Genomic DNA, 14,956 nt, shown 5'->3' on the forward strand with positions numbered 1-14,956 from the left:
CATAACATCGCTACGCCCCTAAAGGCACAGGGCACCAATTCAACATCGCAGGGTAGCTAATTTGGGACGGGGCTTTTTTAGCTGCCCTGGCCGCCAATCGGCCAAATAGATCACGTCATCAGCCGGGTAGCTAAAAAAGCCCCGTCCCAAATTAGCTACCCTGTGAGGTGCGGTTACTTCTTCTTTTTGCTCGGCATCGAGACCTTAATGCCCTGGGCGGACTTGGTCACACGCGAGCGCTTGACGCCCGCGCCCTTCTTTTTCTTGGGCTGGGTCTTTTCCACGCCCTCGAGCGCTCGGGCCTCGGCCTCGCGAGCGGTGCGATCTTCGCGGCGCTGGGCCATGTCGGCGGCGAGGCGCTTGGCAAAACGCTCGGCCGTCGAGCCCGTCGAGCTCACCTTGCCGCCACCGCGGCCCAAGCGAACGCGCACTCCGCGGCCAAAGCCAGTGGCGGCATGACGGCGACGCGGCTTAAGCGAATCCATCATCGTGGCGAGTTTAAAGAACACGCCGCAAGTAAAGACCACAATCACCAGAAGGATAATTGCCTCGCCCATCGACAAGTTGGCGATAGACAGCAGCTCGGGGAATCCGATAACGCCCACCAAGATGCCGACGACGACAAATACAAAGAGCACCACACGCAAGGGTGTGAGCGGCTGCGAGATACGCCAGATCAGGCTCACGCTTGCCGCACACGACGTGAGAAGGCACATCGTCGACAGCGTGAGCTGGCTAAAGCCAAACACGCGCGCCACAAAGATGTCGAGCGCCGCGGCCAAAATGACTGCAACCGACGCCGGCAGCGCGCGCTTGAGCACGTTGGTCAAGAATGAGCCCTTCACGCGGGCATTGTTGGGCTCAAGGCCCAGCACAAAGCCCGGCGCGCCGATGCAGAAGAAGTTAATGAGCGTCATCTGGATAGGCTCAAAGGGATACGGCGGCAGCGCGATGCACAGTGCCGCCAGGCCCATCGAGAACAGCGTCTTGGTCAGGAACAGCGAGGCCGAACGCTGCAGGTTGTTGATGGAGCGACGGCCCTCGGCCACCACGGCGGGCATCGAGGCAAAGTCGTTATCGACCAGCACGATCTCGGCCACGTTGCGTGCGGCGTCGGAACCGGCGGCCATGGCCACGGAGCAGTCCGCCTCCTTGAGTGCCAGCACATCGTTGACGCCGTCGCCCGTCATGGCCACGGTATGGCCGCGACTCTTGAGCGCCTGCACGAGCTCGCGCTTCTGCTGCGGGGTCACGCGGCCAAAGACGTGATAGCGGTCCACCGCCGCATCAATCTTGGACGGCGTATCGAGCGTCGTGGCGTCCACATAAGCGTCCGCCCCCGGCACGCCCACCACGCGTGCGATCGACGACACCGTGCGCGGGTCGTCGCCACTGATCACGTTGAGGGTCACGCCCTGCTCGTTAAAGTAACCGATGGTCTCGGCGGCCGAAGTGCGAATCTCATCGCGAATGGTCACAAAGCCCACGGGCTCGGCCTCGCCCACCATATCGCCATCGGGCGTAAAGCCGTCCACACGGGCCACCACGAGCACGCGGCAGGTGTCGGCAAGCTCGGCCACACGATTTTCGACCTGCGCAAAGATACGCTCCGAAAGCACAAATTGCGCCGCGCCCATCACATAGGAGCCCTGCGCAAACGAGGCGCCGCTCCACTTTTTGGAGGACGAAAACGGAATGACCGACAGCGGCTCGGACACCTCGACCGGGCGGTCGGCGTAGTAGTTGAGCAGCGCCTGGCAGGTCTCATTGGCATCAGCCGAGGTCGCGCGCGCGACATTGGCAAGCGCAAAATCGAGCACGGTAGTATCGACGGGGACAGGTGCCTCGTCCGGGGCCAAGCTCACGCCCTCAACGGGCAACGGATAGGTGCCCTCGACCTCCATGCGACCCGACGTGATGGTGCCTGTCTTGTCCAGGCACAGCACGTCGACGCGCGCGAGCGTCTCGATGCAATAGAGCTGTTGCGCGAGTACCTTGCAGCGCGCCAGGCGCACCGTGGCGATGGCAAGCACCGACGAGGTCAGCAGCACCAGGCCCTGCGGAATCATGCCCAAAAGAGCGCCCACCGTGGACAGTAGCGCCGACGAAGGCACGCGACCGGCCAGCAGCTCGGAAAAGCACCACGAAAGCGCGCTATCGCCCGGCGTACCGGCTGCATCCCATAGCCCGCTTACACTCGAGGCGAACAGAGCCAGACCAAGCGGAATCATGATGACGCTTGCAAAACGCACGATGGCGTTGAGCGCGTTCATGATCTCGGAATTGACCTTTTTGACGTACTTGGCCTCGTTGTTGATCTTGGCCACATAGTTATCCGCACCAACATGGACCACGCGGGCACGCAACAGGCCCGAGTCTATAAAGCTGCCGCTCATGAGATCGGAACCAGGTTGCTTCTTAATAAGGTCGCTCTCGCCCGTCAGCAAACTTTCGTTAACGAGCGCCTCGCCCGATACCACCACGGCGTCGGCAGGTATCTGGTCGCCGCGCCCCAGACGAATGATGTCGTCGAGCACGATCTGGTCCAAGTCGAGCTCAACCTCGGCACCATCACGCACCGCGATGGCCTTCTTTGAAGTGAGGAGTGTGAGCTTGTCGACCATCTTCTTTGATCGCATGGACTGGATAACACCGATGGCAGTATTGAGGAACACCACGAACAGGAACGTCAGGTTCTTAAACGATCCGGTCATAATGACCAAAATCGCTAAAACCACGTTGATCAGATTGAACAGCGTGCAGAGATTTTCGATGATAAGCTCACGAACCGATTTGGTCTTGAGCTCCATGTTGCGGTTGATCTTGCCGGCGGCAATGCGCTCCTCGACCTCGGCGGTCGAAAGTCCGCGCTCGATATCCGTCGTTGCCATACCACGTCCTATCACGTCGCGTCGGTATAAGAAAAACCGCCCGGACCATGCGAGGTTCGGACGGTCTTACGTTCGATGGTGCCCCATGTTGGATTCGAACCAACGGCCTTCTGCTCCGGAGGCAGACGCTCTAATCCCCTGAGCTAATAGGGCGAACGGTTTGCATTATACCCAAGTGCGCCACGAGCTAACAACATAATAGAAAAAGCTTTGCAATTACGTGGGAGACGAAGCGCAACGGCTCACTTTAGGACGCAAAAGTGAAATAATTAGTATAAACTCTCATGCACCATATGATACGGCTCGCACTGCGGGCCGTTTTTGCAAGGGTTATCCATCGAGGTGAGAGGCACACCATGATTGCAATTTTAAAGCAGAGCGCCAGCGATGAGGCCATCGGCCACATCGTCAGCTGGATTGAGAAGAAGGGTCTCAAAACCGACGTATCGCGCGGCGAGAACGAGACCATCATCGGCCTGGTGGGCGATACGACCAAGATCGACCCGTTCCTGCTCGAGTCCATGGACGTCGTCGAGCGTGTGCAGCGCGTCTCCGAGCCGTTCAAGCGTGCCAACCGCAAGTTCCACCCCGAGGACTCCGTCATCGACTGCGGCCACGGCATCAAGATCGGCGGCGACCAGTTCCAGGTCATCGCCGGACCCTGCTCCGTCGAGGGCGAAAACCTCATTCGCATCGCACGCCGCGTAAAGGCCGCCGGCGCCACCATGCTGCGTGGCGGTGCCTACAAGCCCCGCACCTCCCCTTACGCCTACCAGGGCATGGGCCCCGCCGGCCTGGACCTGCTATGCGAGGCCTCGGCCGAGCTCGACATGCCGATCGTCACCGAGATCATGGACCCGCGCGACGTGCAGGTCTTCTTGGATAAGAAGATTGACGTCATGCAGATTGGCGCCCGCAACGCGCAGAACTTCCCCCTGCTCAAGGAGGTCGGCAAGACCAAGACCCCGGTCCTGCTCAAGCGCGGCATGTCCGGCACGATCGACGAGCTGCTCATGGCTGCCGAGTACATCATGAGCGAGGGCAACGACAACGTTATCCTGTGCGAGCGCGGTATCCGCACCTTCGAGACCCGCACCCGTAACACCTTCGACCTCAACGCCGTGCCGGTGCTACACCACCTGTCGCACCTGCCCGTCGTGGCCGACCCCAGCCATGCGACCGGCTACACCCGCTACGTTGAACCCATGGCGCTCGCCGCGACCGCCTGCGGCGCCAACGGTCTGGAGATCGAGGTCCACGACGAGCCCAGCCGCGCATGGTCCGACGGCGCCCAGGCCCTCACCCCCGACCAGTTTGACGACACCATGCGCCGCATCCGCGCCATCCGCGAGGTCGTCTGCCAAGAGACCATGGAGTAGCCCATGGGTACGGTGAGAAACGCACGCGTTAACCAGGGCGGCCCCAAATGCGCCGGCATTGTAGGCCTGGGTCTGATCGGCGGCAGCTTTGCCCGCGGCTATGCACAGGCGGGCGTCCGCGTGCTGGCCTGGGACCCCGACGATGACGTCATGACGGCCGCCAGCATGGGCACCGTCGCCGGCGAGCTCAACGACGAGACGCTCGGCGAGTGCGACATCATCGTGCTGGCCTGTTACCCCGAGGCCTGCATCGAGTGGCTCGAGGCGCACGCCCAAGCGCTCGCCGACGCCACCGATACCGAGGCCATCATGGGACCCGTGGTGATTGACACCGTGGGCGTGAAGGGCATCGTGTGCGAGCGTGCCTTCGAACTCGCCCGCGAGTACGGGTTTTACTTTGTGGGCGCGCACCCCATGGCGGGCACCCAGTACTCGGGCTACGCTCACTCCCGTGCCGACCTGTTCCAGGGCGCGCCACTCGTGCTCGTGCCGCCTGCAGTGGACGATGCGCTCAAACTGGAGCTTTTAGGCCAGGTGCGCGAGATGGTGCGTCCCTTAGGGTTTGGCAAGTTCAGCGTGACCACCGCCGCCGAACACGACCGCGTGATCGCCTTTACGAGCCAGCTCGCGCACGTCGTCTCAAACGCCTACGTCAAAAGCCCGACCGCCCAGGTTCACCACGGTTTTTCGGCCGGTAGCTACCGCGACCTTACCCGCGTGGCGCACCTCAACCCGCAAATGTGGTCCGAGCTCATGATCGACGACGCCGACGCGCTCGCCTTCGAGATCGACCACCTGATCGACTCGCTCGGCGCCTACAGCCGTGCGCTCAAGGACCGCGACCAGCGTTATCTTGAGAACCTCCTTGCCGAGGGCGACCGCATCAAACGCGCGCTCGACGACGAGGCCACCCACTAGACCACCTATCACGCCAGGTCGAAAGGACCAAAGCTTATGGCGATTACCATCGATATCGACACCGCACGCCCCTACCAGGTGCACGTCGGCACGTTTTTGCTGGAGCAGGCGGGCCCGCTCGTCCGCGCCACCGCCGGCGGATCGCGCGCCGTCATTGTGACAGACACCAACGTGGGCCCGCTCTACCAAATGCCTGTTAAGCAGAGCCTGGAGGCTGCGGGCTATACGGTGAGTGTCTGCACCTTCGAGGCCGGCGAGGCCCACAAGCGCGCCGAGACCTACATCAACATCTTGGAGTTTGTGGCCGAGCACGAGCTTTCGCGCTCCGACGTGATCGTGGCGCTCGGCGGCGGCGTCGTGGGCGACGTGGCCGGCTTTGTGGCCGCTACCTACATGCGCGGCTGCAAGTTTGTGCAGATCCCCACGAGCCTGCTCGCTATGGTTGATTCATCGGTGGGCGGCAAGACGGCCATCGACCTAGCTGCCGGCAAAAACCTGGCCGGCGCCTTTTGGCAGCCGAGTGTTGTTATTGCCGACGTGGGGTGTCTCGCCACCCTCACGCCCGAGCAGTTCGCCGACGGCTGCGGAGAGGTCGTCAAACACGCCGTGATCGCCGACCCCGAGCTTTTCACCGAGTTGGAGAAGACCCCGCTCACACTGGAGCTCCTCAACCGGGACGTGGCCCGCGTGGCGCTCATCATCGCCCGCAATATCGACATCAAGCGCGCCGTGGTTGTCGCCGATGAGCGCGAGACCAACCAGCGCAAGCTGCTCAACTTTGGACACAGCGCTGGACACGCTGTCGAGGCCTGCGAGCACTTTGAGCTGGGACATGGCAACTGCGTGTCGATCGGCATGGGCATCATCACGCGCGCCGCAGCCCTGCACGGCATTTGCGACGCCGAGCTGCCCGGCCGCATCGAGGAGCTCTGCGCCCGCCACGGTCTCAAAACCCGCTGCGAGCTTTCCGCCGACGCCGTCTTTGCCGAGGCGCTGCACGACAAAAAACGCGCCGGTGACACCATCGACCTGGTAATTCCGCACGACATTGGCCGCTGCAGCATCGACCGCACGCCGCTTTCCACCTTCCATGTTTTAATTGCCGAGGGCCTCGGCCAGAAGGGAGACGCATCCGCATGCTAGCCCGCATCACTCCGTCCCCACTCAAGGGCACCGTCCCCGCCATCGCATCCAAGTCGATGGCGCACCGCCTGATCATCTGCGCCGCCCTTGCCAACGGTGAGACGCATGTGACCTGCAACACCACCTGCGCCGATATCGAGGCCACGGTGCGCTGCCTTACGGCGCTCGGCGCCCGCATCGAGACCGTCGAGGATGGCTTCCAAGTCCATCCCACTATGAAGAGTATTGAGTTTGGCCTGCTCAAGGCACTTGCCGGCGGCACGCTCGACTGCGGCGAGAGCGGCTCCACGCTCCGCTTTATGCTGCCCGTCGCCTGCGCGCTGGGGGCAGAGGCCACGTTTGTGGGCCAGGGCCGTCTGGGCGCCCGCCCGCTCTCCCCGCTCTCCGACGAGATCATCGCCGCCGGCTGCGACCTGCAGGGCCTGGGCGGCTTTCCGCTCAAGACGAGCGGCCGCATGCGCCCGGGCACATTTATCCTTCCGGGCAACGTGAGCTCGCAGTACATTTCCGGCTTGCTGCTGGCGGCCCCGCTGCTGGCCCAGCCCTCCTGCGTACAGGTGACCGGCCTTATCGAGAGTCGCCCCTACATCAACCTGACCATCCAGGCCATGAAGGCGTTTGGCATCGAGGTCAACGTCGAGCGCATCCCCGCCAGGAATGGCAAGCCCGAGGTCACAAACTTCCGCGTGAGCAGCGGCTCGTACCGCACGCCTGGCAACGTGGCTGTCGAGGGCGACTGGTCCAACGCCGCCTTTTGGCTGTGTGCCGGCGCCATCGGCTCCGACCCCATCACTGTGGAAGGCGTATCACTGAGCTCCGCGCAGGGCGACCGCAACGTGCTTGCCGCGCTCTCGCGCTTTGGCGCCCGCATCGTGCGCTCCACCAACGCCGCCACCGTGCAGTCCGATAAGCTCGCCGGCTTTGAGATGAGCGCGCACGACATCCCCGACCTGGTGCCCGTTATCTCTGCCGTGGCATCGCTGGCACAAGGCCGCACGTTCATCCGCGATTGCGCCCGCCTACGCATTAAGGAATCCGATCGCTTGGCTACCACCACCCGTGAGCTCACCGCGCTGGGCGCGCAGGTGCGCATTGCCGGCGACGATCTCATCATCAAGGGCGTCGACGCCTTTACCGGCGGCGAGGTCGATTCGCACAACGACCACCGCATCGCCATGATGGCCGCCATCGCCGCGAGCCGTGCTACCGGCGAAGTTGTGATCCACGGCGCCGAGGCCGTCAACAAGTCCTATCCCGATTTCTTCGACCACTACCGCCTGCTGGGCGGCAAGGTCACGCTCGAGGAGGAGTAGCATGTCCTCGACCTTTGGCAACGTTTTGCACTTGAGCATCTTCGGCCAGTCGCACTCCCCCGCCATCGGCTGCTCGCTCGACGGCATTCCGGCAGGTATCGCCGTTGACCAGGAGCAGCTGCAGGCCTTCCTCGATCGTCGCGCCCCCGGTCGCGACGAGACCGCGACCAAGCGCCGCGAGGCCGACGCCGCGCACATCATTGCCGGTGTGGTCGATGGGCACACCACCGGCGCGCCCATAGCCGCGATTATCGAGAACACCAACACGCGCTCCAAGGACTACTCCGAGTTGCGCCGCAAGCCCCGTCCGGGACATGCGGACTTTCCGGCGCGCTTGAAATACCACAACATGCACGATGTCGCCGGTGGCGGACATTTCTCCGGCCGCCTGACGGCCCCTTTATGCATCGCCGGCGGCATTGCGCTGCAGGCGCTCGAGGCCCGCGGCATCAAGGTGATGGCGCACGTCGCGCAGATCGGCGGTATTTCCGACCTGCCCATGGACGACATGGTCTATCGCGAGGCCGACCGCAAGGCGATTCTTGAGAACGACCTGCCCTGTATTGATGCCGCGGCCGCCGGTCGCATGCGCGAGGAAATTCTCGCCGCGCGCGATGAGCTCGATAGCATCGGTGGCATCGTGGAGTGCGGCATCTATGGGCTCCCCGCGGGCATCGGCGACCCCATGTTCGACGGCATCGAGAACCGCATCGCGCAGATCGCGTTTGGCATTCCCGCCGTAAAGGGCGTGGAGTTTGGTATGGGCTTTGCCGTGGCCGCCATGCGCGGCAGCGAGAACAACGATCCGTACCGCATAGATGCCGAGACCGGCGAGATTGCGGTCGAGTCCAACAACGCCGGCGGCATCCTGGGCGGCATTTCCACCGGCGCGCCCGTCATGTGGCGGATGGCCGTAAAGCCGACGCCCTCCATCGGTCGCGAGCAGCAGACCGTGGACATGGACGCCATGGAAAATGCGGAGCTCTCGGTCCACGGCCGCCACGACCCCTGCATCGTCCCGCGCGCCGTCCCCGTAGCCGAAGCAGCCGCAGCGCTCGCCATCTGGGACGCCCTCCTAGAAGACGCCGCCCAGCTTTAGCCCACCCACCCCGAGGGTAGCTAATTTGGGACGGGGCTTTTTTAGCTACCCCCATATGCCAGTGAGTATTTGCCCCGGCACCCATCGATTCGCCACCAGTCAAAGGGTAGCTAAAAAAGCCCCGTCCCAAATTAACTACCCCAGGCAACGATTCACGAAAGGGGTCTCCATGGACCTTGCCGATATTCGCCAGGCCATCGACGGCATCGATACCACGCTCCTCAACAGCTTTGTCGAGCGCATGGACATTGCCACCGAGGTCGCCAAGTCAAAAGTCGAGATGGGCAAGGCCGTCTTTGACCCCGCCCGCGAGCGCTCCAAACTCAACAACCTTGCCAGCCGAGCACCCGAGCGCTACGAGGCCCAGACCATTACCCTGTTCCGCCTCCTCATGAGCATGAGCAAGGCCGAGCAGCAGCGCTACATCAACGAGCTCAAGGGCATCACCGTGTCGCAAAAGGCCCATGCCACGGCCGTAGCCTTCGATACGCCCTTCCCTCAGACGGCCACCGTCGCCTGCCAGGGCGTTGAGGGCGCCTACAGCCAAATCGCCGCGTGCAAACTCTTCGATGTGCCCGATATTGCGTTCTTCGAGACCTTCGAGGGCGTCATGCGCGCCGTGCGCGACGGCTTTTGCGAGTTTGGCGTGTTGCCCATCGAAAACTCAACTGCCGGATCGGTCAACGCCGTCTACGATCTTCTCGCCCAGTTCGACTTCCACATCGTGCGCTCGCTGCGCCTCAAGATCGATCACAACCTGCTCGTCAAGCCCGGCACCAAGCTCGCCGACGTGCGCGAGGTCTACAGCCATGGCCAGGCCATCGCCCAGTGCGCCGGCTTTATCGAAGCCCACAGCCTGCACGCCACCAAGTACCCCAACACTGCTATGTCAGCCGAGATGGTCGCCAACTCCGGTCGCACCGATGTCGCCGCTATCGCCTCGCGCAGCTGTGCCGCGCTCTACGGTCTGGAGGTGCTGGAGCCCAACATCCAGGACTCGGATAACAACTACACGCGCTTTGTTGTCATCTGCCGCGAGCCGCGCGTCTATCCCGGCGCCAACCGTACCTCGCTCATGATCACCACGGCCAATGAGCCGGGTGCCCTCTACCGCGTGCTCGAGCGCTTCTACGCGCTCAACATCAACCTCATCAAGCTCGAGAGCCGCCCCATCCCCGGGCACGACTTTGAGTTTATGTTCTACTTTGACCTGGACTGCCCCTTTGGCAGCAAGGCCCTCGATGACTTGCTCGACTCGATCGACGACGTGTGCGAAAGCTTCACTTACTTTGGCAGCTACACGGAGGTGCTCTAGATGACCGATGTCACCGCAACCCGCCCCTACGGCGTGCTGGGCCGCGTGCTGGGCCACAGCTACACCCCGACCATCTACAAAGAGCTCGCTGGGCTCGAGTACGTGCGATTTGAGCGCGAGCCCGAGGATCTCGAGGCCTTTATGACGGGTGACGAATGGGAAGGTACCAACGTGACCATCCCCTACAAGCGCGCCGTCATGGACTACCTGGACGAGCTGAGTCCGCTGGCCAAGCGCATGGGCAACGTCAACACCATCACGCGCCTACCCGACGGCCGCCTGCGCGGCGACAATACCGACTACTTTGGGTTTCAGTGCCTGGTCGAGGAGCTGGGCGTTGAGGTTGCCGGAAAGAAGGCCCTCGTGCTCGGCGCCACCGGTGGTGCCGGCACCACGGCCAGCATGGTGCTCGGTGACCTGGGCGCCGTCGTTGTGCCTGTCGGCCGCACGAGCGAGGTCAACTACGATAACATCGCACAGCAGTCCGACGCGGCGCTGCTCGTCAACTGCACGCCCGCCGGCATGTTCCCTCACTGCCCCGACGCGCCCTGCACGCTCGAAGGGCTCGATGCGCTCGAGGGTGTCATCGACATTGTCTACAATCCCGCCCGCACGGGTCTGATGCTCGAGGCCGAGCGCCGCGGCATCCCCTGCATCGGCGGCCTGCTGATGCTCGTGGCCCAAGCGGCACAGGCCGTCGAGCGCTACACCGGCCAGATTACACCGCGCGAGCGCATCCTGGATGTGACGGAGCGCTTGTCTCGCCGCGAGCAGAACATCGCGCTCATCGGCATGCCGGGCTCGGGCAAGACCCGCGTGGGCGAGCAGATCGCCCAGCTCACGGGCCGCGAGCACATCGACTTGGACCGTGCTCTCGAGGAGCGCCTGGGCATGCCCTGCGCCGACTTTATCGTCGAGCGCGGCGAGGCAGCCTTCCGCGAGCAGGAGACGGCGGCGCTGGCCGACATTTCCAAGCGCAGCGGCCTGGTGCTCTCCACCGGCGGCGGCGTGGTCACACGCGACGAGAACTACCCGCTGCTGCACCAAAACAGCCAGATCGTGATGCTCAACCGCAAGCTCGACGAACTCGCCCACAAGGGCCGCCCCATCACTGCGCGCGACGGCATCGACAAGCTGGCCGAGCAGCGCATGCCGCGTTACCGCGCCTGGGCCGACTACATCATCGACTCACGCGACTGCGCCGCCAACACCGCACGCGCCCTCCTCGACACCCTCTAAAACCTGCCAAAAAGGGACAGGTTTATTTTAGCAGGTTTTATCTGGGCAAACGTCGCAGACAGCAAGCCCCTTCACCAACCAGACTACAAAGGAAGCAACCATGAAAGCACTCGTCATCAACGGCCCCAACCTCAACATGCTCGGCATTCGCGAGCCGGGCATCTACGGCAGCGACAACTACGACCGCTTAGTGCAGATCTGCCAGGAAGCAGGCGCCGCACAGGGCTTTGACGAGGTCGAGGTCTTCCAGTCCAACCACGAGGGCAGCATCGTCGACAAGATCCAGGAGGCCTACGGCAAGGTCGACGGCATCGTCATCAACCCGGCGGCCTACACGCATACGAGCGTGGCCATCCTCGACGCCCTCAAAGCCGTCGCCATCCCCGCCGTGGAGGTACACATCAGCGCCGTCGAGACCCGCGAAGACTTCCGCCAGGTAAGCTATGCGCGCCTGGCTTGCTTCGCCACCATCACCGGCGAGGGCCTGCAGGGCTATGCGCACGCGCTGGAGCTGCTGAGGGAGCATCTCGAAAAGTAGCGTCGCGAGCAAATCCATCAACACGACTACGCGCTAATAAAGCCAGCGCCGGCAGTAGCGACCTCGCTGCTGCCGGCATTTTATTACTGGCATATAATCGTTGCAGTCACACTACGTCTGGAGACCCACATGCTGAGCATTCACCTGGGGGATTACCCCGGTTCCATCTACGATACCGAAACCTATTTTAGGAACTCATACTTGGACTCATGGTTCGAAGACCCCATGGCCGCACAGATTATTAAACGCGTGGACGGATCAGAGCTCATCGGTCCCCACAACATCGTAAGCAAGCAGCTGGGCTCAATCACTCCACTCGAACTGTCCGGCGGCGTTAAGACGCTGCTGCTGGTGCGCAATCTCCCAAATATGGTGTTTAACGCATCCACCTGCGGAGACAACTGTGCCCGCTGGCTACTCAAGATCGGCAAAGAACAGGATGTGCTGGTGACCCTTTACCACATCATGAAATTCCCCTGGAAGAACTTTGAAATCCGCATTGAAAACGATGGCCGCATCGTCAGGAACATGCAGGAGTTTGTCGGTGCCACGAATGACTTTTTGGATGTTGATGAGTAATGAGGGGAACGCACACCGTTGTCGTAGAGCGTGCAAAGGTCAAATACACGCTCACGTTTAAACGAAATATTTCCTTCATACGCGGCAACAGCGGCACGGGCAAAACGACGCTCATCTCGATGATTCGCGACTACAACGACCGAGGACCGGAAAGCGGCGTTGCACTCAGCTGCGACGTACCTTGCGAAACGCTTTCTGGCAGACGCTGGGAGCGCGAGCTGTCGATCATCGAAGATTCAATCGTCTTTCTAGATGAGGGTAACGAGTTTATCTACTCAAAGGACTTCGCCAAAGCCGTCAACGGCTCGTCCAACTATTTTGTTCTGATATCTCGTCGCGACGCCAACGAGCTCCCCTACAGCGTCGACGAGATCCTAAAACTGGTCAACACCACAAGTAAGACGATCAATGGCCGCAAGAGCGACAGGCGCTTCTACTCGGTGACCAAGCCGCTATATGACCACACGGCAAGTATGCTGTATCAGGACCTTAACGTAGGTTTCGACAATCCCGATGCCGTAATTGTCGAGGATAGCAAGTCTGGTTATCAATTCTACAGCGCCCTTTGCAACCGACTGGGAATCCCCTGCTACACCGCTACCGGCGTAGCAAACCTAAAACGAACGATTCACGAATGCCCCGAGCAAAACGTTCTTGCCATTGGAGACGGCGCAGCGTTTGGCCCCTACATCGAAAAGGTGCTGGGACAGCGCGTTTACAAGAACGTTCGCTTGTTCCTCCCGGAATCATTTGAGTGGACGCTTCTGCAATCCGGCCTCATCCCCAACAACGACATTCCAAAAATCCTCAAGGATCCTTCGAGCTATATCGAAAGCCGCAAGTACCTAAGTTGGGAGCGATTCTTCACCGACGTATTGATCAAATACTCGGCAGACACTCGCTATGCCTACAAAAAGGCAAAGCTCAATGAGCAATACCTGAAGCCGCAAGCAATAGATGCAGTCGGGAGCGTCTTACCCGAGTGCCTACGGGCAGAATAGCGAGTCCTTAAGTTCATTTGGAAACCTGGCAACGCTCACGCACTGGAGCTGCTGAGGGAGCGTCTGCTAAACTAACCCCTGGAACGAACACATCAGGTACGTTTGTCCCCAAACAAAAGCAACTGTCCAATTGACATACAGAGGAGCATATCCATGTCCCATTACGATTACCTCGTCGTCGGTGCCGGCCTTTCGGGTGCCGTCTTTGCCAATGCCGCCAAGCGCGCCGGCAAGTCGGTCCTGGTCATCGACCGCCGCGACCACATCGCCGGCAACATCTACACCGAGGACGTCGAGAGCATCCAGGTCCACCGCTACGGCGCGCATATCTTCCACACTTCTATGAAGGATGTCTGGGACTACGTCAACCGCTTCGCCGAGTTCAACAACTACGTCAACTCGCCGGTCGCCAACTTCCACGGCAACATGTACAACATGCCCTTTAACATGAACACCTTCGCCAAGATGTGGCCGGGCGTCGTCACGCCGGCAGACGCCAAGGCCAAGATCGCCGAGCAGGTGGCTGCCGAGAACATCGGCGAGCCGCAGAACCTTGAGGAGCAGGCGCTGTCGCTCGTCGGCCGCGACATCTTCGAGACGCTCGTGAAAGGCTACACCGAGAAGCAGTGGGGCCGTGATTGCCGCGACCTGCCCGCGAGCATCATCAAGCGCCTCCCCTGCCGCTTTACCTACGACAACAACTACTTCAACGACCGCTACCAGGGCATCCCCATGGGCGGTTACACCAAGATGGTCTCCAACATGCTCGAGGGGATCGAGGTCCGCTGCGGCGTGGAGTACAAGGAGCTGATCGCCTCCGAGCCCGATATCGCCGCCAAGACGATCTACTGCGGCCCCATCGACGCGTTCTACGACTTTAAGCTGGGCACGCTCGAGTACCGCAGTCTGCGCTTTGAGACCGAGACACTCGACGAGCAGGACCACCAGGGCGTGGCCGTGGTCAACTACACCGAGCGCGAGATCCCCTACACGCGCATCATCGAGCACAAGCACTTTGAGTTCGGCTCGCAGGACAAGACCGTCATCACGCGCGAGTACCCGGCCGACTGGAAGCCCGGCGACGAGCCCTACTACCCCATCAACGACGCCAAGAACGAGGCCCTATACAAGCAGTACGAGGAGCTGGCGGCGCAGGAGGGCGACGTGATCTTCGCCGGTCGCCTGGGCGGCTACAAGTACTACGACATGGACAAGGCCATCGCCGCCGCCTTCGAGCTCGTCCGCAACGAGCTGGGCGTGGAGCCGACTGAGGCGTAGAAACAAAAGCGCATTAGCTAGCGACCATAAGCAAACAGAATGCCCGGTACAGCGCGAATGCTGTACCGGGCTTATATGTGGAGCAATCAAGCGCACCCCGATGCCAAAATGGTGACGCATAATTTCTTTCGCAAATTGACAACCGCATAGCGGGGTGACGCATAATTTCTTTCGCAAATTGACAACCGCATAGCGGAACACGGCCCGCGCCCCGTCATATGATTTCTAGCGACTAAACAACAAATCACCGACGAAGGGGGCAC

General features: G+C 61.6%; 12 protein-coding genes and 1 tRNA gene. 11 read left to right on the plus strand and 2 right to left on the minus strand.

Annotated elements, in window-relative coordinates; genetic code table 11:
• Positions 1 to 173: 173 nt before the first annotated feature.
• The gene (locus ACTQW0_RS05850; protein ID WP_441567292.1) at positions 174 to 2,891 is read right to left on the minus strand and encodes an HAD-IC family P-type ATPase; all 2,718 of its coding nucleotides are present in this window, start codon (positions 2,889 to 2,891) and stop codon (positions 174 to 176) included.
• A gap of 76 nt (positions 2,892 to 2,967) precedes the next feature.
• A tRNA-Arg gene (locus ACTQW0_RS05855) sits at positions 2,968 to 3,044 on the minus strand.
• 203 nt (positions 3,045 to 3,247) lie between these two features.
• Between ACTQW0_RS05855 and aroF the strand changes: the two genes are divergently transcribed.
• The 11 genes from aroF (at position 3,248) to glf (ending at position 14,693) form a co-directional block, all read left to right on the plus strand.
• Positions 3,248 to 4,270, plus strand: coding sequence for a 3-deoxy-7-phosphoheptulonate synthase (gene aroF, locus ACTQW0_RS05860; RefSeq protein WP_441560824.1), 1,023 nt, complete (start codon positions 3,248 to 3,250; stop codon positions 4,268 to 4,270).
• Positions 4,271 to 4,273: 3 nt separating this feature from the next.
• A complete protein-coding gene (locus ACTQW0_RS05865) occupies positions 4,274 to 5,188 on the plus strand; it encodes a prephenate dehydrogenase (RefSeq protein ID WP_441559117.1) in 915 nt (304 codons plus the stop codon).
• A gap of 36 nt (positions 5,189 to 5,224) precedes the next feature.
• Positions 5,225 to 6,331, plus strand: coding sequence for a 3-dehydroquinate synthase (gene aroB, locus ACTQW0_RS05870; RefSeq protein ID WP_441567294.1), 1,107 nt, complete (start codon positions 5,225 to 5,227; stop codon positions 6,329 to 6,331).
• A complete protein-coding gene (gene aroA, locus ACTQW0_RS05875; protein WP_441567296.1) occupies positions 6,325 to 7,644 on the plus strand; it encodes a 3-phosphoshikimate 1-carboxyvinyltransferase in 1,320 nt (439 codons plus the stop codon). Before aroB ends, aroA begins: the two co-directional genes overlap by 7 nt.
• Before the next feature lies 1 nt (position 7,645).
• Positions 7,646 to 8,743, plus strand: a complete 1,098-nt coding sequence (gene aroC, locus ACTQW0_RS05880) for a chorismate synthase (RefSeq protein WP_441567298.1) — start codon at positions 7,646 to 7,648, stop codon at positions 8,741 to 8,743.
• A gap of 169 nt (positions 8,744 to 8,912) precedes the next feature.
• Complete coding sequence (pheA, locus tag ACTQW0_RS05885) at positions 8,913 to 10,058, plus strand: prephenate dehydratase (RefSeq protein WP_441567300.1); 1,146 nt, start codon at positions 8,913 to 8,915, stop codon at positions 10,056 to 10,058.
• Positions 10,059 to 11,297, plus strand: coding sequence for a shikimate kinase (locus ACTQW0_RS05890; RefSeq protein WP_441567302.1), 1,239 nt, complete (start codon positions 10,059 to 10,061; stop codon positions 11,295 to 11,297).
• A gap of 100 nt (positions 11,298 to 11,397) precedes the next feature.
• A complete protein-coding gene (gene aroQ / locus ACTQW0_RS05895) occupies positions 11,398 to 11,835 on the plus strand; it encodes a type II 3-dehydroquinate dehydratase (RefSeq protein ID WP_154516148.1) in 438 nt (145 codons plus the stop codon).
• Positions 11,836 to 11,964: 129 nt separating this feature from the next.
• Positions 11,965 to 12,414: a DUF4869 domain-containing protein gene (locus ACTQW0_RS05900; RefSeq protein WP_427748113.1), complete on the plus strand. Its 450-nt coding sequence runs from the start codon at positions 11,965 to 11,967 to the stop codon at positions 12,412 to 12,414.
• Between the two features lie 119 nt (positions 12,415 to 12,533).
• Positions 12,534 to 13,415: a hypothetical protein gene (locus ACTQW0_RS05905; protein WP_441567305.1), complete on the plus strand. Its 882-nt coding sequence runs from the start codon at positions 12,534 to 12,536 to the stop codon at positions 13,413 to 13,415.
• 153 nt (positions 13,416 to 13,568) lie between these two features.
• Positions 13,569 to 14,693: a UDP-galactopyranose mutase gene (gene glf, locus ACTQW0_RS05910; protein WP_441567307.1), complete on the plus strand. Its 1,125-nt coding sequence runs from the start codon at positions 13,569 to 13,571 to the stop codon at positions 14,691 to 14,693.
• The last annotated feature ends 263 nt before the right edge of the window (positions 14,694 to 14,956 follow it).

The sequence above is a fragment of the Collinsella sp. LCP19S3_B7 genome (assembly GCF_052121795.1).
Taxonomy (GTDB): domain Bacteria; phylum Actinomycetota; class Coriobacteriia; order Coriobacteriales; family Coriobacteriaceae; genus Collinsella.

Bases quoted from the DNA above. Each gene is read 5' to 3' on its own strand.
- ACTQW0_RS05850 (WP_441567292.1), bottom strand. From the start codon at position 2,891: ATGGCAACGACGGATATCGAGCGCGGACTTTCGACCGCCGAGGTCGAG.
- aroF (WP_441560824.1), top strand. From the start codon at position 3,248: ATGATTGCAATTTTAAAGCAGAGCGCCAGCGATGAGGCCATCGGCCAC.
- ACTQW0_RS05865 (WP_441559117.1), top strand. From the start codon at position 4,274: ATGGGTACGGTGAGAAACGCACGCGTTAACCAGGGCGGCCCCAAATGC.
- aroB (WP_441567294.1), top strand. From the start codon at position 5,225: ATGGCGATTACCATCGATATCGACACCGCACGCCCCTACCAGGTGCAC.
- aroA (WP_441567296.1), top strand. From the start codon at position 6,325: ATGCTAGCCCGCATCACTCCGTCCCCACTCAAGGGCACCGTCCCCGCC.
- aroC (WP_441567298.1), top strand. From the start codon at position 7,646: ATGTCCTCGACCTTTGGCAACGTTTTGCACTTGAGCATCTTCGGCCAG.
- pheA (WP_441567300.1), top strand. From the start codon at position 8,913: ATGGACCTTGCCGATATTCGCCAGGCCATCGACGGCATCGATACCACG.
- ACTQW0_RS05890 (WP_441567302.1), top strand. From the start codon at position 10,059: ATGACCGATGTCACCGCAACCCGCCCCTACGGCGTGCTGGGCCGCGTG.
- aroQ (WP_154516148.1), top strand. From the start codon at position 11,398: ATGAAAGCACTCGTCATCAACGGCCCCAACCTCAACATGCTCGGCATT.
- ACTQW0_RS05900 (WP_427748113.1), top strand. From the start codon at position 11,965: ATGCTGAGCATTCACCTGGGGGATTACCCCGGTTCCATCTACGATACC.
- ACTQW0_RS05905 (WP_441567305.1), top strand. From the start codon at position 12,534: ATGATTCGCGACTACAACGACCGAGGACCGGAAAGCGGCGTTGCACTC.
- glf (WP_441567307.1), top strand. From the start codon at position 13,569: ATGTCCCATTACGATTACCTCGTCGTCGGTGCCGGCCTTTCGGGTGCC.